The sequence below is a fragment of the Streptomyces sp. BB1-1-1 genome, from assembly GCF_031597775.1.
Taxonomy (GTDB): Bacteria; Actinomycetota; Actinomycetes; order Streptomycetales; family Streptomycetaceae; genus Streptomyces; species Streptomyces thinghirensis.
In genome coordinates this window covers 8,693,117-8,709,606 of the sequence record NZ_CP134203.1, presented here as the reverse complement: position 1 = coordinate 8,709,606, position 16,490 = coordinate 8,693,117, and the positions used below count along the sequence as shown (strand labels likewise).

15 protein-coding genes are annotated in these 16,490 nt (G+C 66.4%); 14 read left to right on the top strand and 1 reads right to left on the bottom strand.

Annotation, left to right across the window (positions count from 1 at the left end; genetic code table 11):
• Positions 1–54: 54 nt before the first annotated feature.
• The 12 genes from RI578_RS40105 (at position 55) to RI578_RS40050 (ending at position 13,093) form a co-directional block, all read left to right on the top strand.
• Positions 55–1,317 carry an MFS transporter gene (locus RI578_RS40105; RefSeq protein ID WP_310869112.1) on the top strand — a complete coding sequence of 421 codons (1,263 nt, stop codon included), beginning with the start codon at positions 55–57 and terminating at the stop codon, positions 1,315–1,317.
• 67 nt (positions 1,318–1,384) lie between these two features.
• Positions 1,385–2,500: a radical SAM protein gene (locus tag RI578_RS40100; RefSeq protein ID WP_310869113.1), complete on the top strand. Its 1,116-nt coding sequence runs from the start codon at positions 1,385–1,387 to the stop codon at positions 2,498–2,500.
• A 5-nt stretch (positions 2,501–2,505) separates the two neighbouring features.
• On the top strand, positions 2,506–2,781 hold the full coding sequence (locus RI578_RS40095) for an acyl carrier protein (protein ID WP_310869114.1): 276 nt from the start codon (positions 2,506–2,508) through the stop codon (positions 2,779–2,781).
• A gap of 107 nt (positions 2,782–2,888) precedes the next feature.
• The gene (locus RI578_RS40090) at positions 2,889–4,085 is read left to right on the top strand and encodes a hypothetical protein (protein ID WP_310869115.1); all 1,197 of its coding nucleotides are present in this window, start codon (positions 2,889–2,891) and stop codon (positions 4,083–4,085) included.
• Positions 4,082–5,104 (top strand): Gfo/Idh/MocA family oxidoreductase, encoded by a 1,023-nt coding sequence (locus RI578_RS40085; protein ID WP_310869116.1) that lies wholly within the window; start codon positions 4,082–4,084, stop codon positions 5,102–5,104. Before RI578_RS40090 ends, RI578_RS40085 begins: the two co-directional genes overlap by 4 nt.
• On the top strand, positions 5,094–6,110 hold the full coding sequence (locus RI578_RS40080; RefSeq protein WP_310869117.1) for an aminoglycoside phosphotransferase family protein: 1,017 nt from the start codon (positions 5,094–5,096) through the stop codon (positions 6,108–6,110). The genes RI578_RS40085 and RI578_RS40080 overlap by 11 nt, the downstream gene beginning before the upstream one ends.
• Positions 6,107–7,204 (top strand): hypothetical protein, encoded by a 1,098-nt coding sequence (locus RI578_RS40075; RefSeq protein WP_310869118.1) that lies wholly within the window; start codon positions 6,107–6,109, stop codon positions 7,202–7,204. The genes RI578_RS40080 and RI578_RS40075 overlap by 4 nt, the downstream gene beginning before the upstream one ends.
• Positions 7,171–8,565, top strand: a complete 1,395-nt coding sequence (locus RI578_RS40070; RefSeq protein ID WP_310869119.1) for a condensation domain-containing protein — start codon at positions 7,171–7,173, stop codon at positions 8,563–8,565. Before RI578_RS40075 ends, RI578_RS40070 begins: the two co-directional genes overlap by 34 nt.
• 61 nt (positions 8,566–8,626) lie before the next feature.
• Positions 8,627–9,370 carry a deoxyribose-phosphate aldolase gene (gene deoC, locus RI578_RS40065; RefSeq protein ID WP_310869120.1) on the top strand — a complete coding sequence of 248 codons (744 nt, stop codon included), beginning with the start codon at positions 8,627–8,629 and terminating at the stop codon, positions 9,368–9,370.
• Between the two features lie 316 nt (positions 9,371–9,686).
• Positions 9,687–10,889, top strand: a complete 1,203-nt coding sequence (locus tag RI578_RS40060; RefSeq protein WP_310875622.1) for a Gfo/Idh/MocA family oxidoreductase — start codon at positions 9,687–9,689, stop codon at positions 10,887–10,889.
• 30 nt (positions 10,890–10,919) lie between these two features.
• Positions 10,920–11,867: a glycosyltransferase family 2 protein gene (locus tag RI578_RS40055; protein ID WP_310869121.1), complete on the top strand. Its 948-nt coding sequence runs from the start codon at positions 10,920–10,922 to the stop codon at positions 11,865–11,867.
• A gap of 14 nt (positions 11,868–11,881) precedes the next feature.
• Positions 11,882–13,093, top strand: coding sequence for an MFS transporter (locus tag RI578_RS40050; RefSeq protein ID WP_310869122.1), 1,212 nt, complete (start codon positions 11,882–11,884; stop codon positions 13,091–13,093).
• A 27-nt stretch (positions 13,094–13,120) separates the two neighbouring features.
• Here RI578_RS40050 and RI578_RS40045 read toward each other — a convergent pair whose 3' ends face one another.
• Complete coding sequence (locus RI578_RS40045) at positions 13,121–14,335, bottom strand: MFS transporter (protein ID WP_310869123.1); 1,215 nt, start codon at positions 14,333–14,335, stop codon at positions 13,121–13,123.
• Positions 14,336–14,834: 499 nt separating this feature from the next.
• On the opposite strand from RI578_RS40045, the gene RI578_RS40040 reads away from it, so the two are divergent.
• Together RI578_RS40040 and RI578_RS40035 are read left to right on the top strand one after the other, a co-directional pair.
• Positions 14,835–15,137 (top strand): acyl carrier protein, encoded by a 303-nt coding sequence (locus RI578_RS40040; protein WP_310869124.1) that lies wholly within the window; start codon positions 14,835–14,837, stop codon positions 15,135–15,137.
• A gap of 49 nt (positions 15,138–15,186) precedes the next feature.
• Entirely contained in the window at positions 15,187–16,482 is a 1,296-nt protein-coding gene (locus RI578_RS40035) for an aminotransferase class I/II-fold pyridoxal phosphate-dependent enzyme (protein ID WP_310869125.1), read from the top strand.
• Positions 16,483–16,490: the final 8 nt, after the last annotated feature.

Here is a 16,490-nt window from a genome sequence, read left to right as displayed (position 1 = left end):
GACTACGCCCCGCCCGGCCCCACGGCCCCCGCGACGAAAGGCGAACGCTCCACCATGAGGAGAGTTCTCGGGCGTGACTTCGGACTGCGCAGGTTCGTCGTAGCCCGAGCGCTCTCCCGGGCCGGCGACGCGGTCTTCCCCATCGGGCTCGCCGCCGCCATGATCCAGCAGGATTTCGGCGCCTCCGACGTCGGTGTGGTCATGGGTGCCTCCCTGGCGCCCGTGGTACTGCTGATGCCATTCGGAGGAGTGATTCTGGATCACTTCAGTGCCCGGACCCCCATGGTCGTCGCGGACGTTGTCCGCGCCGTGTTCCAGGGGTTTCTGGCGCTGCTGCTCCTGACCGGACGCCCGTCCTTGTGGCAGATCCTGGTGCTGTCGCTCGGCTCTGGGGCGGCGCAGGCGTTCTTCCAGCCGGGCGTCGCCAGCATGCTGCGGCAGTTGGCGCCGGACCGGCTGCGGCAGTCGAATGCCACGGTCCGCACCGTGGAGTCCGTCGTGTCACTCGCCGCGCCCGCCTTGGCCGGTGTGGTCATTGCAGTCACGGACGCCGCGATCGTCATTGTCCTGGACGCCTGCACGTTCGCCGCGAGTGCCTGGCTGATCGCACGCATCCGGCTGAAGAGCTCCGATCCTGTCGAGGCCCCGCCAAAAGTCTGGAAGGAACTGCGTGAGGGCTGGGACGAGTTCACCGCCCGGCCTTGGTTGTGGTCCGTAGTGTCGGTGTTCTCGCTGTTCGGCCTGGTGGTTTTCGGCCCGTTCGATGTGCTGAAAGCCATCGTGCTCATCGACCGGTTCGGCCCGTCGGCCTACGCCTGGCTAATATCAGCTTTCAGTCTGGGCGCTGTAATCGGTGGGCTGCTCGCTCTGTGGACCGCTCCCGTCCGCCCTTTACGGACGGGACTGCTGGCGCTGCTCGCATTCACGCCGCTCCCGATCGTGATTGGTTTCGACCTGTCGGCGGCCCTAGTGGCAGCGGCGATGGTAGCGGGCGGCGCCGCCAATGCCTACTGGGCAGTTGTGTGGGCGACCTCGGTGCAGTCGCACGCGCCGCCACATGCTCTGAGCCGTATTCATGCCTACGACGTGATCGGCTCCATCGGGCTCATGCCCGCGGGTCGAGCGCTCACCGGTGCGGCCACGGCCTTGACAGGCGCGACGACCGTCCTGCTCATCTCCTCCGCGGCCCTGCTCTTGGGCTGTACGGCGCTGCTACTGGTTCCCTCCGTACGCACCCTGCCCGCCGTGCAGCCGCCCAGGGAACGGAGCGATCCGGCCGGACCGACCGCTGACACTCAAAAAGCCCGCGACACCTAGGAGCAGCATGCACCCGCGAACGAGTCGCACGCTCACCACCAAGGAGTTCTCCGACATCAAGCACACGGTGTCGATCCGGTCGCAGTCGCGGGCGCGACTGCGCCGGGACGCAGGCTACGCCTCGGACGTCCCCCGCGAGGTCAGTCTACAACTCACCTACAAGTGCAACCTCCGCTGCACGCACTGCTACCAGTGGAACGAGCAGGGCTTCTTCCGCGACTGGGGGATCGACAAGCAGCGCACCGAACTCGACCTGTCCATCGTCGAGGACGTGCTGGCAGCCACCGCACCGGTACACGGCAAGCTCTTCCTATGGGGCGGCGAGCCGCTGATGCACAGCCGGTTCACTGATGTGTCGCGACTGATCGAGCGCTTCCCGCGCACGGTGAACATGTGCACTAACGGGTTGCTGTTCCAGCGCCGGATGGACGATCTGCTACGGATCGGGCAAGACCTCAACCTGCTGGTCAGCCTGGACGGTCTTGGTGCGGATCACGAGGAACTGCGCGGCAGGGGCACGTTCGAGCGCACCACGCGCAACATCGAAACGATGCTCGACCTCAAACACAGGGGGGACTTCCATGGCGAACTGTCTCTTTCCTGCATGGTCTCGCACGTGACGGTGCACCGTATGTATGAGTTCATGGAATGGGCAGAGGAACTCGACGTCAACACCGTCTACTTCCAGTTCCCCTGGTACATCAGCCCCGATGTCGCGCAGTCGATGGACTCCGTCTACAGCGAGCATTTCGCGTGGCTGTCACCCGACACCGGTACCGCACGCCCCACCTGGCACTCGTATACGTACCAACTGCCTCCCGAACTGCTGCCGGCACTGCGTGACTCCATGGCACGGCTGGCCGGCCGGGTCTGGCGTCCCCGGGTGCGCTACCAGCCGCAGCTGGAGCCTGACGAGGTCGAATCGTTCATCCTTGGCACCTCCCGGCCGGCACAGCGACGCACTCGATGCCTCGCCGTGACCAACCGGATGGAGGTACACGCCGACGGAAACGTCAGTTCGTGCAAGTTCTTTCCGGAGTTCGTGGTGGGCAATCTCTACCAGCACTCGACGGCGGACCTGTGGCAGAGCGAACGGTTCCGCCGTGTTCGCTCCGTCCTCGCCGAGACCGGCATGATGCCGGTCTGCTCCAAGTGCATCCTTCTCTATCTGAACGGAGTGTGACGCCCATGAACAGAGCGGCCCAGATCACCGAGCTGGAGTCCCGAGTGCGGAACGTGCTGACGGAGGTACTGGCGGGCAAGATCCTGCCGGAGCAGGTCACGATGGACGCGGACATGGTCCAGGAACTCGGCCTGGATTCCCTGCAGGCCATCCAGTTCCTGCTGCGCGTCGAGGACGAGTTCGACGTAGAGCTGGACTACGAGAACCTGCGGCTGGACCACCTGAGGTCGGTGAGGTTCTTCACTGTGGAGGTCCTTATGCCGCTGGTACGCGAGCAGTGAGCCATGGGTGCCCGTCCAGCGGAGAGGCCGTGCACTTCGGTTCCTTCGACGCTGAACGGCGCTGGCGCCCGGGCGGCCTCGCGTCCCTGCCCATGCTAACCGACCCGATGGCCGACCGTCTCGTGGCCTGCATGGACGAGGCACTATTCGCTGCAGCCACGCCGGGTGATCTGCTGATCACCCGAAGGGCGATAGACAAGGCTCATCTTCGGGCCTTGGAAGCGGCGGGATTCGGATGCGTGCATCGCTACGTGGGTGACGTGGACGGTGCCGCCGACGTTGAGCACCAACTGCTCGAGAACCCCGGACTCCTGCGCGCCATCAGCGAATACCGCCGCCTGAGCCCTTACGCGATCCTTCCCGCGACCGCCGAACTCGCCCGACTGACCGGGCACGCGAACGCCGTACCGTGCGAGGATGACGTGGTCCAGGTCAACAGCAAGGCGTGGTCCAGCCGCCTGTCCGTCCGGCATGGACTGGTGGGTGCCGGTCATGTTGTCAGCTCGACAGCAGAGCTGCACACGGCAGTGCAATCCGCCGCTGACCAGGGCCACCCGGTCATTCTCGTCAAGGATACTTACGGGGTAGCTGGCCGGGGCACCTTCGAGGTGACCTCCGACCGGCGGCTGGCCCGGCTGAGCAAGCACTTGCGCGGCCAGGAGGAGCGAGGGCTGCGCGTCGAGCTCGTGGTGCAGCCGCGCTACGACCGCGTCGCGGACTTCTCCACCCATTTCCATCTCGACCGTGACGGCTCCTGGCGGCTACTCGGTGTGCAGAGCCTGGTCAACTCTGGCTACCGCCATGAAATGTCCGGGCCGGCACCCCGCGCCCTCACGAGCGCACTGCGGCACCCTCCCCACCCGGACGTGTTGGAGACCGTCGCACGCGAACTGGCGGCGGCAGGGTACTTCGGCCCCGTGTGCGTGGACTCCATGGTGCTCCGGAGCGGAACTTGGGTCCCTGTTCTGGAGATAAATGCCCGAATGTCCATGGGCGGTCTGAACCTTCGGCTCGATGAGCGTGTGCGAGAGTACGGTCTGCGCAGCCACCTATGGCAGGAGAACGTGGCCGTCCCGGACGGCTTTGCCATGGACCACTTCCTTCGGGCATTGCGCGCGGAGAAACTGCTTTACGCGGGCGGGAGCGCACCCGGCGTCCTTCCCCTGGTGGGCGGCTCGCTCGCCGCCTCCCGGGGGCGCCTGGTCTGCGCTGTCTTCTGCCCGCCGGAGTCGTTCGCCCGCCTGCGGATACGCACCCGGGCCGCTGCCTCGTCGGCCGGGGTCGTCCTCGCGGGGGCAGCATGACCTGGGGCATCGGCCTGATCGGCGCCACCGGCATCGCCGTACGTGCGGTGATCACCCCGAGCCGGGAACGACGCGACATCACCGTGCGTGCTGTGGCGGCGTCCGACAGGGACCGTGCTTCGGCGTTCGGACAACGGCACCGGGTCAGGGTGCTCTCGAGCTACGAGGACGTGGTGACGGCACCGGATGTCGACATCGTCTACGTCTCGCTGCACAACTCTGCCCACGCCCACTGGGCCCGGATGGCCATCGCTGAAGGAAAGACGGTGCTGGTTGAAAAACCCCTGTGCCTGGGCCTCACGGAGTGCGACACGCTACGGGACGCCGAACACTTCGGCGGCGGGAAGGTCCTGGAGGCGCTCCCTACCCTCCGCCACCCCTGGAGCGACGTCGTACGGCACATGCTGGAAGCGGGGCGGTTCGGCCGGCTCCACGGCCTGCACAGCCGTTTCGGCTTCCAGCCACCCGCTTCCGGCGGATTCCGCCTACGACCCGAGCTCGGCGGCGGCATCTTCCTCGATTCGGCGAGCTACTGGCTCCAGGCGCTCCAGGACACCGTCGGACTGCCCCCGGCCAGCGGCGCTGGCACTGGCACGGCGCGAAGCGTAGAGCCCCATGGCGTCGACCACGCGTTCGAAGCGGAGCTGTCCTTGCCGGGCGCGGCAAAGGCCACCTTGTCGTGTTCCTTCGCTGCACGTCACACCGCTGAGCACGTCTTCGAGTTCGACGAGGCGCGCGTCCGCGTCCGCGGTGTCCTCCTGCCCACAGCGGGTGCGGTGCCGCTGAACGTCGCCGTGCGCACCACAACGGGCCGTACGGAGATCACACGCACGGAGCCGGTGTCGTACTACGTACAGCAACTCGACCGTGTCGCCGACCTGATGAGCGGCCGAGGGGGGCACTGGGGCGCTCAGTTGGCGGCGGCCCGGCCCAGAATCGTCACGATGGAGCGCCTCCACCGGACTGCGCGACGTGAAATCACACCGTCATCTTTGACTGGGAGCAGACATGAGACCTGAGGACCTCGCCCCAGGGGCCGCCGCCCTGCTCGCATCGGTCTCGGTCACACCGGCGGACGTGGCGCAGTGCGCGCCGCTGGCCGGAGGGACCTACAACTCTCTTCTCCGCGTGGTGCTCCGAGACGGCCGCCGATGGGTCGTGAAACGACCGCCGTCCCCGGGCAGCGGGGCGACGCTGGCCTACGAGCACAATTTGCTGCGCGGTGAGACCGAGTACTACGCAGCGGCGCTGAACATTCCGGACGTACCGGTGCCCAGGTTGATCCATGTGGAGTCCGTCGGTGAGCCGCCCGTCGTGGCGGGCCTCGTCATGACCGAATGCTCCGGTGTCCCATGGCACGAGACCGACGCATCCCTCAGCCCAGGTGAACGGACGCGACTGCGGGCGGAACTAGGCAAAGTCGTCGCCCGGCTGCACACCGCAACCGGCCCTGAGTACGGCTACCCCGCCCGGCCCTTCGGCCCGCCGGCCGCCAACTGGAGGCACACATTCGCGGCCATGACAGCCGCCGTCCTGGACGATGCGGTGCGCTACGACGTCCAGCTGCCCCATCCCGTGAAACGGGTGCGCGAGGTGTTCGCCGCGGCCGAACCCGTGCTGGCCGACGTGCCCCGTCCAGTCCTGGTCCACTTCGACCTGTGGCAGGGAAACCTGCTGCTCGACGGCGCGCCGGGAGCCCGGAACCTCAGCGGAGTGATTGACGCGGAGCGGATGTTCTGGGGCGACCCGGTCGCCGAGTTCGTCTCCCTCTCGCTGTTCGGTGACATCGAACAGGACGAAGACTTCCTGGCCGGGTATGCGGCAGCGGGGGGAAACGTGACGTTCACCGACTCCGTACGCCTGCGTCTTCACCTCTATCGCTGCTACCTGTACCTGATCATGCTCGTGGAGGTGGTGCCCCGGCGCTACTCCGCCGAACAGCGGGCTTGGACCCAGCAGCACGCAGGACGCCACTTGGTAGTGAGTCTCGACGCGGTGGCTTCCGCCCTGGTCGGCCGCTCGTGATCGCGATACTGACCTCGGGTGTCGCCCTCGGCGTTCACGTACCGGGGCTGCTGCTCGCCTCCCGCCTCGGCGAACGTGGAGCGAAGGTCGTCGTGGAGGTGATCGAGCGGCTGCTTCCCGATGACCGGCTCCGCATGGTCGAGGCTTCCCGCAGCCTGTTTCACCGGGACTTTCGCGTCGCCCGGGCAGGGCAGCGTCTTGCCGCCGACCCCGCCCAGGCCATCGACGACGCGGCGCTCGTAGCGCTGCACCGGCGCTGGAGGCAGCTCGGCGTGCAGCGTGTGGTGGTGTTCTCCGGATTCTGGCTTGGGGCGCTGGGTCGCCTGTCCGCCCTGGGGCTACGGGTGCCGGAGGTGACCATCTGCCAAGTCGACTCCGTGGAGTCCCCGTCGTTCCAGCGCGCCGCGCCCTCCCCGGTCGGCACGCAGGTCTTCCGGCTCGCCTCGTCGGCCAGCAGCGACCTGCCCTGCACGATCCCGGTCACCCGCCGGCCGCCGGTGCGGTGGCCAGAACGCGGCGGACGGCTCCTTGTGCACGGCGGCGGCTGGGGTATGGGCACCTATCGGCAGCGCGCGGCAGATCTCTCCGCCGCGGGGCACGCTCTCGACCTCGTCGTCCACGAGCTGGATGAGGCCGCGTCCGCGCCCGCGGGAACCCGCGCGTACCTGATGGACCCGTCCTGGCATCCGTGGCACGACGACGGATATCCGCCGCTCGGCCACCTCGCTCCCGGACAGGACCCTCGCACGGTGAAATTCCGGCGCGGCACCGCTCACCACTCCTCCTTCGACCTGGCCCGCGAGGCCATAGCCATGGTCAGCAAACCTGGCGGCGGTACTCTCTTGGACTCCCTGTGGTCCGCCACGCCCCTCGTCCTGCTCGAACCCTCGGGACAGCACGAGGAGCACAACGCCCGCCTCTGGTGCGACCTGGGCTTCGGCATCAGGTTCGAGCAGTGGCAGGACGCCGGCTTCGTCGCCGAATACTTGCGGCCCCTTCACGAGGCTCTGCTCACCGCAGGCACGGGACCGGCGCGCCCACTCGACATGGTGGAGGCGCTATGCGCCAGGAAGGGATCCTCATGTATGCGATGAAACTGGTGCACGCAGATCGCAGAGCGGCATTGCAGGCGTCCTTCACGCAGGAGGAACGGCTGGCCGCCGGGCGGGATGTGCACCTCCAGAACAACGTACTGACGTTCGGTTGCGTCGTCGAAGGCCCGCTGGACACAGGACGGCTCCGGCAAGCGTATCTGGCACTCCAGCAGCGTCACGAGAGCTTGCGCCTCGTCTTCCCAGGCCGCCCCGGGGGCGATGAGGCCGCGGAGTTGCGCGCACCCCAGGACGCTGGCTTCCAAGTCGTCGATGTCGGGGCCGACGACTCCACCAGCCTCCATCGTGCCCGGTCCGTGATCGCCGAGGCCGCTGCGGTGCCGTTCGACCTGGCGAAGGGCCCGCTCGTCAGGTTGCTGTGTGTGCGGATCTCTCCGGCTCTGCACGTCGTGGGGTTCGTGATCGACCACATCATTGTCGACGGTGAGTCCTGCCGGATCATGGCCGAGGACCTGTTCAGAATCTACGCGGCGGACACCGAGGCGCTGGCCGCCATCAGCACGCAGTTCCTCGACTTCGCCCACTCTGAGCGCCTCCACCTGCGGGGACCGACCCTCGACAGACTCCTGTCGTACTGGCGCCGCAAACTCGACGGTGTCGGGGCCATTCCGCCCTCCCACTTACACGATCCCCATGCAAGCGACGCACTCCAGCCGGCACCGAGCCATCAACTCTTGGTGCGCCGGGCCACGATCGAACCGTCGTCGTGCGGTCGGCTGCGACAGGCCGTGCGGCGACAACGCGTGACCCTGACGGCGGTGTTCGCCGCCGCCCTGAAGGACGTCATGCGCCGACGCCGACTGACTCTCGGCATGAACCCGGACCAGGCCGGTGACGTGGCAGTCATGGGTTCGATCAGCAATCGCCATCGCGACGATGTGCTGCACTCAGTCGGGTACTTCGCCACGCCGTGCGTCCTGCGTACCGACCTGAGCGACGCGCCCCCCTTCACCGAACTCGTTCGGCGTGAGACCGGAACGCTCCTCGGCGTCCTGCGGCACCAGGAGTTGCCGCACGCCTTGATGACCCGGGAACTTGATCCACAGCGCTACGGCGTGCGCCATCGGGGCGACCCCGGCGCAGTGCCCGCGTACGTCAACTTCGACGTTTCACAGGCCGGGACCGGCTGGTCGTTCACTGACGAGTCCTTGCGCGTGACGATGATCCGGATTCCGCGCAACGAGGTGCCCCGAGGAGGGGTGCGGTTGCTCGTGCGGGACGGGAAGGAGCATGTCCTCGTGGAACTGCGCACGGACGAATCCCGGTTCGGGCCGCGCTGGGCAGACGCGTTCCTCACCGATTATCTGACGCTGCTCAAGGCCTTCACCGAACAGGCACCGTAGGGCCAGCCAGGCGAATTCCCCGTACCGACCATGTATATCCAGACCTCCGGAGACAGCCACGATGACCGACGACCTCACCCTCGCCGCCCTCACGCGTACCAGCGGACTCGGAGTGGCCGAGGTGGCCAAAATGATCGACCACTCCTTGCTGCGGCCCGAACTCACCTGGCCCGAGGTGCGCACAGGATGTGCACTGGCTGCCCGGTACGCGGTGGCTTCCGTCTGCGTCAAACCCACCGACGTTGGGCCAGCAGCCAGGGAAATGGCCGGGACAGGCACTGCGGTGGGGACGGTGATCGGCTTCCCGCACGGTGCGTCCGTGACATCGGTCAAGACCGCTGAGGTGCACGCAGCGCTGGCGGACGGTGCTGTGGAGTTCGACATGGTCATCAACATCGCCCGGCTCCGAGCAGGGGACGAAGCCGCTGTAAGTGCCGACATAGCGGCCGTCGTCGAGGCCGCTCAGGGCGGACTGGTAAAGGTCATTCTGGAAAACGCCTACCTGACGGACCGGGAGAAGATCCGGGGCTGCGTCGTAGCAGAGTCCGCCGGTGCGCACTTCGTGAAGACCTCTACGGGCTTCGCCCCCACGGGAGCCACCCTGAGCGACGTACGGCTGATGCGCTCGCAGGCCCCTCCCCACATGGGTGTGAAAGCGGCCGGTGGAGTGCGTAGTCTCGACGCCCTGCTGGACATGTTCGAAGCGGGTGCCAGCCGCTTCGGAGCCACGGCCACTGCCGCCATCCTCGACGAACTGGCTATGCGCCACACCGGGCAACCGGAAGCGAGCCAACCGACCGAGTGAGGCCCACCCGTGGCGCCAACAGGCGGACAGCAGACGGCGGAATCGAGTCAACTCTCGGCGGGAGTCCTGTCCAGCCAGGACCGGCGTTCCGCGAGCCGTGACGGTTGGCCAATGCCCACTGGTATGCCGGTCGGCGGCGCCCTGTCGAATGCGATCCCCGCGACGGGCCCCTGCCCTTTCCCCTCCGGACAGAACCCACACAAGGTCACCATTTCGGGCGGCTGTTCCAGGCCGACAAGTGATGCGATCACCGAATAACAGCATTGACCTGAAGGTGGCGTCCGAGGTTGGATGATTCACACCCACAAAGTCAACTGTGCTCAGTTCTGCCCGGCCTGGACGAGTCCTCCCGACCGGGGCATCATGGGGGAGAATCTTGACTCGTTCCATCGGTATTGCGTTAGTGGGGTGTGGCTATGTGGCCGACTTCTATATGGCCACCCTTCCCAATTATGCGCACCTTCGGCTCATCGGTGTTTACGATGCCAGTGCAGAGCGTGCGGGAAAGTTCTCGGCCCATTACGGTGTGCCGTTGTACGTTTCGCTGGAGGAAATACTCCACGACACCTCTGTAGAAATAGTTGTCAACCTCACTAATCCGCACAGCCACTACGACGTGTCTCGCCGTGCTCTTGAGGCGGGTAAACACGTCTACTCGGAGAAGCCTTTCGCACAGGAGTGGGAGCAGGCCAAGGAGCTGGTGGCGCTTGCCGAGCAGCGGAGCCTCATCCTCTCGTCCGCGCCCTGCTCCCTGCTCGGGGAGACCGCCCAGACCCTGTGGCGGGCATTGCGGCAGGACACCATTGGCCGACCGCGTCTGGTTTACGCGGAGCTTGACGACGGAGCCATCCACCAGATGCCCTACCGAGACTGGATCAGCCCGTCGGGTGCCCCCTGGCCCTACGCCGACGAATTCCGCGTCGGCCCCACGCTGGAGCACGCGGGGTACTACCTGACCTGGCTCACCGCGTTCTTTGGGCCAGCTGCGGAAGTCGTGGCGTTCGCGGCTCTCGTGCAACCGGAGAAGCTGGACGGTTCGCGGCCAGGCTTCTTCGCCGCCGACTTCACGTCGGCGTGCATCACCTTCCATTCCGGGGTCGTGGCCCGGCTGACGTGCAGCACCGTGGCCCCCGAGAACCACACCCTGCAGATCGTCGGGGACGAAGGGGTGCTGGCCACCTCGGAATGCTGGGACTACGAAGCCGAGGTGACCCTGCGCAAGCGGGTGCGCGGGACCGACTCTGCGCACCATTACCTGACAGAGCACCAGGTGGTTCCCCTCGCCCGGCCCGCCGGCCGCCGCTTCCGGTACCAGGACACCCATGACATGGATTTCGCACGCGGGGTCGCGGACATGGGCGCGGCGGTGGTCGGAGACGGGGCTCCGGTACTGGGGGCCCGGCACGCTCTGCATGTCCTGGAGATCACCCTGGCCATCGCCCAATCGACGGGCGGCGCCAAAACAGTGATCACTTCCAAATTCGATGAACCACGGCCGATGCCGTGGGCTTTGCACTGACGACTCTCCGTGAATGGAGGCAGTAAGAAGATGATTTCTCCGGCAACTGCGACCTTCGTCATGCCGCACTATGCAGACGCCGCCAGGGCGGAAGATTATCTGGTGCAGACTCTGAAGAGTCTGCACCAGCAGACGGACCCTGATTGGCAGCTCGTCATCGTTGACGACGCCTCACCGGGGGCGCGGGACCGAAAACGGATCAAGATACTCCAGGACCTACACCCGGATCGTATATTCGTCATTCAGCAGACGGTGAATCGCGGCCAGGGATTCTGCAGAAATGTCGGCGTTCAATGGGCCAAGGAGCGCGGATCGCGCTTCGTGTTATTCCAGGATGCAGACGACATCGCCCACCCCAGGCGTCTGGAGGTGACCCGCCGCGCCTTCAAGCAGCGGCCCGACGTGGACTTCGTGTACTCGACGTTCTCCGTCATCGACGAGCACGGCAGTGGCGTTCCGACGACGCGTCTCACACCGTCGCTGCTGGAGATCATCGAGTCACACCGGGTGGATCCGGTCGAAGGCCCCCGTGCATGGATTCGCATGGGCGTCGACACCGGTTACACCACGCTCACTTCGACAGTCGCCGTGCGCACCGAACTGGCTGTCAACCACCCCTTCCCTCATGTACGGGCCTCCGAGGACGCACACGCCTGGTTCAGGATGGCCGCGGGAGGGACCTCGGTCGCTTACCTGCCGTCCATAGGCTGCCTGTACCGGGTGCCGCAGGAAATAGCGGGGTCGTCCGACCGTAACCGCATCGGCGCGGACTACTACCAGCGCAAGGCCGAGGTCGACACCGACGGGTTCTTCGAAGCAATCTCCATATCCCTGCAACGGCAGACCATCCAGCTCCACGAGGTGCGCGGTCTCAAGAACGCCTTCCTGCGGCGCCTCGCGCTCACGATGGAACGGGAAGGCCAGCACAATGTGGCCAGGGAGATCCTCGGTGCGGTCGGCCAGGTCGGCGTCCGGTAGCCGTCGATCTCATCATGGCACTGCAGTCATCTTCCCCCGCCGGGCAGCTCAGCCGTGCGCGCCGTTCGGTCTCGGGCTACTTCTTCATCAACGGTGTCGCTTTCTCCTCCTGGGTGGCCCGCATCCCCGACATCAAGGAGCGTCTCGGGCTCAGCGACGGGCTCCTGGGCGCCGCCCTGCTGGTTGCCGCGGTGGGCACCGTGCTGGGGCTCGCCAGCGTCGGGCGCTATGTCGACCAGCTGAGCGCGGACTCCGTCAGCAGGTGGGCCTCGGCCGCCGTGTCAATCGGTCTCGTCGGGCCCGGCCTGGCACCGAACCTGACAGTGCTGATGGCCTCGCTGATGTTCTTCGGCCTCGCGGGCGGTGCGTACAACGTGTCGATGAACGCTCAGGCCGTCGCGGTGGACCGGGCCTATGGTCGACAGATCATCACCTCATTTCACGCCGCCTACAGCGTCGGTGGTCTGCTTGGATCCGCCCTGGGAAGCCTTGCCGTGCGCCTCGATGTCGCACCGGCCGTGTCCTTCCCCGTTCTGGCCGGAGCCCTAATGGCAGGTGCGCTGGCATGCGGGCGCGGCCAGGTGCGGACCGCCGCCTTTGGGCAGCCCCCGGCGCCGGGTGGCGCGCGGCAGCGAGTGCGACGGCTAGACGGCCGTCTCATGCTGCTCGGCGCCTGCTGTTTCGCGTGCCTGCTCGCCGAGGGAGCGATCGCTGACTGGAGTGGGGTCTATCTCAGGGAGGATGTCGCGCTGTCCGCGGCGCTCGCCCCGACGGGCTACATGTTTTTCTCCGTAGCCATGGCGAGCGGCCGGCTCGTCGCGGACCGGCTGGCGGCGTCGATCGGTGCCAAGCGCCTGGTCACCTGCTCCGCGCTGCTCGCGAGCGGGGGGTTGTGTACCGGCCTGCTCAGCAACCAGGGCACGGCGGCGGTCATCGGGTTCGGGGTCTTCGGCGCGGGCCTCGCGTGTGTGATGCCGCAGATGTTCAAGGTGGCAGGGAACCTCTTCCCGCACGAGACGGGCCGGGCGGTCGCCGCCGTTGCGACGCTGGGTTACGCCGGTCTACTCAGCGGCCCGCCGCTGATCGGGCTGCTGGCCCATCTGCTGGGGCTGCCGACGGCCTTGGGTCTGCTGGTCCTGCTCATGCTCTTCGTCGCTCTCGCTTCTCGTATCATCACCACCTGGTCCTCCAAGGACTCCCGGCCCGCTGAGCGGCCCTCCGGGTGATCGGTTGGGCCCTGACCGCACCGCCCGCTACTGCGGTGACCCCACGACTTCACCGGGAGGCTGCTCTGGGGAGCGGTCGACGTACCGAATCCGCCCGACCAGGGCAGCAAGCAGGATGCTCGCTATTACGATCGAGCCCAGCGCGGCGCGCAGACCGACTGCACCGCTCAGCACACCGATCAACGCCGGCGCGGCCACCGTCGCTCCGGGCATCTGCCCTATCTCCACGACCGAGACTCCTTCGCTCGCGGTGAGGTCCTCCTGGTTCCCTGCGAAGGTGTAGACGTTCGGGTTGACGCAAGCCATCCCCACACTGAGGACGATGAACCCGATGATCGCCGCCACTGGGTTCGCGATGATGAGGCAGAGTCCGAACCCGGCGGCGGCGAACAATGTGGAGAGGCGGACGATGCGTACCGCGCCGAGGCGGGCCGTGGCGCGGTCGACGAAGAGCATGGCAAGTGTCCCCGCCGTGGCGGCGGCCGTGTAGGTAGCTCCGCCGAGAACCGGCCCTCCTCGCATGGTGTCCGTTACGTAGATTGCGCTCCACAGGATCGACGACTCGGTCACGTATCCCGTCAGAAAGGCCATCATGGCGATGGGCAGCATCCTTCGGTTGAACCGTCTGCGCAGGGGGATCCGAGCGGTCTTCGCCGAGTTGGTGGCCTCCTCCGGAAGCCACCGAGCCACCGCAGCCAGGCACGCTCCGAGCAGCCCGCTGGAGACAGTGAACTGCACCCAGGGCGGAACGCCGAACGCCGCCGCCGCGGTACCGGTCGCTCCGCCGGCCAGCGTTCCCAACCCGAAGCAGGCATCGAAGCTGCCCATGAGCGGCCGTCCGTAACGGCTCTGGACTTCCAATGCCATGGCGCCCATGGGGATGTCCATGATGTGAGCTACCAACGCCCACGTTGTCAGCCCCAGAACCACCGCACCGAAGCTGGGCGATGCTGCCATGAGCGGCACGGTGAGCAGGACGAGACAGGCGCCAGCCAATGCGAGCACCACGTTTCTCACCCGGCCGACGAGCAACACGATGGTGCAGAGGCCGACGATATTCCCGATGCTCGGGACAGTGTTGGCCAGCCCCCACAGTGCGTCGTCCGCGCCTACCTGTCGGCGTACCTCCGGCACACGAGCCGCCCACCCTCCGATGGGCATGCTCATGATGATGTAGAGCAGGCCGACGGCCAAGCGCGCGCGTCGCTTTGCGCGCGCGGATGTTGTCTCCTCCAGCTCCACAGGGCTGCCTGAACGGCGCACCGGGGGATTATTGTCTCGGCCTAATTCCGACATGCTGAAATAGCCCTTCACGCCGTTTCGCCGGCGTTGCGTGAGGCGCAGTACCGTGAAAAATCCGAGATCGTTGAGCGATACGCTACGAACGGACTGTGCGTCCCGTCAAGAAGCGCTCCGGAAGTCCGCCATGCCCCGACTTGCGCCACGGGCGATCTGGCCGGATAAAGCGTTCAGGCTGGTCAGAACCGGAGCGGAGTCGCATGGAGGCCAATATCCTTGGCCAGAACTCGACTTCCTCCCCCTGTGACGGGTAGGTACTGTTGGGCCCCAAGATCCGATCGGTGTCGAGCTGACCGTTGCGAAGTCTGACAATGACGAGTAAATGACCTCGGAGCAGGCCTTCCGTCCCATCGCCCTCAACCGGAAGAGTGCCAACGGCGTGTGCCTTGCGTACGGCGCCGGGCACCCCGTTTAGGGCGCCGCCGGTTAACACGGTGAGTGCATGTCTCCTTTCCGGGCATCAGAAAGCAGCGCGCTTGTGGGTACTACATCCTCACGTCTGGCCGAGATTCGCGTGATACTCGAGGAGGAGTTCGCTTGCGACCTCACGGATATCAGCCTGGAACCGTCTTTGCCGCTTGGTCATGACGGGGTCGGCCTGGACTCGCTGATGATCGTGGACCTACTCGCCAGATTGGAGTCGCGATATTCCACCGAAGTGGACATTTCCGACCTGATGGCTGGCGCTACCAGTATTACTGTCCAGGACCTTCTCCGGATCACTGACGGCTTGCCGCAACGGTAGGAACCGCCGATCGAACTGAGCCGTTCTCATCAGACCAGCAGGAGAAACGTTGCCTGACCGTACTCTGCTCGCAGATTTTGGCGGGAACCCCGTAAGGACCTCAGAATGGCCGTTATGGCCCAGACTCGATCCCGATACGAAAGCGATCCTTGCAGACGTCCTGGAGTCGGGGCGGTGGGCGATCAGCGAGGACCACAACGGCCAGCAGTTGTATGAGCGGCAGTTCGCCGACGCCTTCGCGCAGTATCACGGCGTACCCCACTGCGTCCCCACGAGCAGTGGCACTGCGTCATTGACCATCGCGTTCGAAGCGCTCGGCCTCTCGCACGGCGCCGAAGTACTCGTGCCGGGCCTCACCTGGGTGGCGTGCGCGTCGGCGGCGGCGAACCTGGGGCTCGTGCCGGTCCTGGTCGACGTTGACCCGGAAACACTCTGCATGGACCCGAAGGCGGCCGAGGCGGCTATCACGAACAGGACCGAGGCCGTGCTCCTCGTCCACTACGGCAGCAGCATCGCCGACATTGACGCGTTCATGTCGCTTTGCGAGCGGCGCGGTCTGGCACTCATCGAGGACTGTGCCCAGGCCCATGGCGCCATGTATCGAGACGCGCGCGTAGGCACCTACGGAGTCGTGTCCGCCTACAGCATGCAGGAGTCGAAGCTGCTGACCTCGGGGGAAGGCGGTGCGTGCCTGACCCGGGACGCGAATCTCTACGAGCGTCTCGTGGAGTACCGCGCCGATGGCCGGCGATACGCCGACGATCCCGGCGTGCGGGAGCCCAATCTCCGAGATGTCGGCACGGTGCAGGGCCGTAATCTCTGTCTGACGGAGATCGGGTCCGCGCTGTTGCTCGGTGGTCTGCGGCGCCTCGACGCGGAGAACGAACGGCGGTCGGCGAACGCGGCACATCTGTCTTCGCTCATCGAGAAGACGGGCTACGCACACTCGGTCCAGGCCAGGCCAGGGGTCACCAAGAGGGCCTACTACCGGTACTGCATCCGGCTCGACCCGGGAGTCATCGAGGGCGTTTCCGTCGATCGGGCGCTGAGCACCCTGAGCAGGGAGCTGCGTCTGCACTGCGAACCGCTGCACGAGCCACTCAACGCCTGCCGCCTCTACGACCCGCGACGGTCTCCGCACAAGTACGACCCCGCCCTGCTACCGCTACTGGACCCCACCCGGTTCGAACTGCCGAACGCACACGAGGCCCGCTCGCTGTTCCTCACCATCCCGCACCGGGCCCTTCTGGGCACCGCGGCAGACATGGACGACATCGCCCAGGCCATCGACAAGGTCATGACGAACGTCGACGCGCTCCGTTCCGAAGCGCTGATGGTGCCATGAGGCGTGCA

Bases quoted from the DNA above. Each gene is read 5' to 3' on its own strand.
- RI578_RS40105 (WP_310869112.1), top strand. From the start codon at position 55: ATGAGGAGAGTTCTCGGGCGTGACTTCGGACTGCGCAGGTTCGTCGTA.
- RI578_RS40095 (WP_310869114.1), top strand. From the start codon at position 2,506: ATGAACAGAGCGGCCCAGATCACCGAGCTGGAGTCCCGAGTGCGGAAC.
- RI578_RS40090 (WP_310869115.1), top strand. From the start codon at position 2,889: ATGGCCGACCGTCTCGTGGCCTGCATGGACGAGGCACTATTCGCTGCA.
- RI578_RS40085 (WP_310869116.1), top strand. From the start codon at position 4,082: ATGACCTGGGGCATCGGCCTGATCGGCGCCACCGGCATCGCCGTACGT.
- RI578_RS40080 (WP_310869117.1), top strand. From the start codon at position 5,094: ATGAGACCTGAGGACCTCGCCCCAGGGGCCGCCGCCCTGCTCGCATCG.
- RI578_RS40070 (WP_310869119.1), top strand. From the start codon at position 7,171: ATGCGCCAGGAAGGGATCCTCATGTATGCGATGAAACTGGTGCACGCA.
- deoC (WP_310869120.1), top strand. From the start codon at position 8,627: ATGACCGACGACCTCACCCTCGCCGCCCTCACGCGTACCAGCGGACTC.
- RI578_RS40055 (WP_310869121.1), top strand. From the start codon at position 10,920: ATGATTTCTCCGGCAACTGCGACCTTCGTCATGCCGCACTATGCAGAC.
- RI578_RS40050 (WP_310869122.1), top strand. From the start codon at position 11,882: ATGGCACTGCAGTCATCTTCCCCCGCCGGGCAGCTCAGCCGTGCGCGC.
- RI578_RS40040 (WP_310869124.1), top strand. From the start codon at position 14,835: ATGTCTCCTTTCCGGGCATCAGAAAGCAGCGCGCTTGTGGGTACTACA.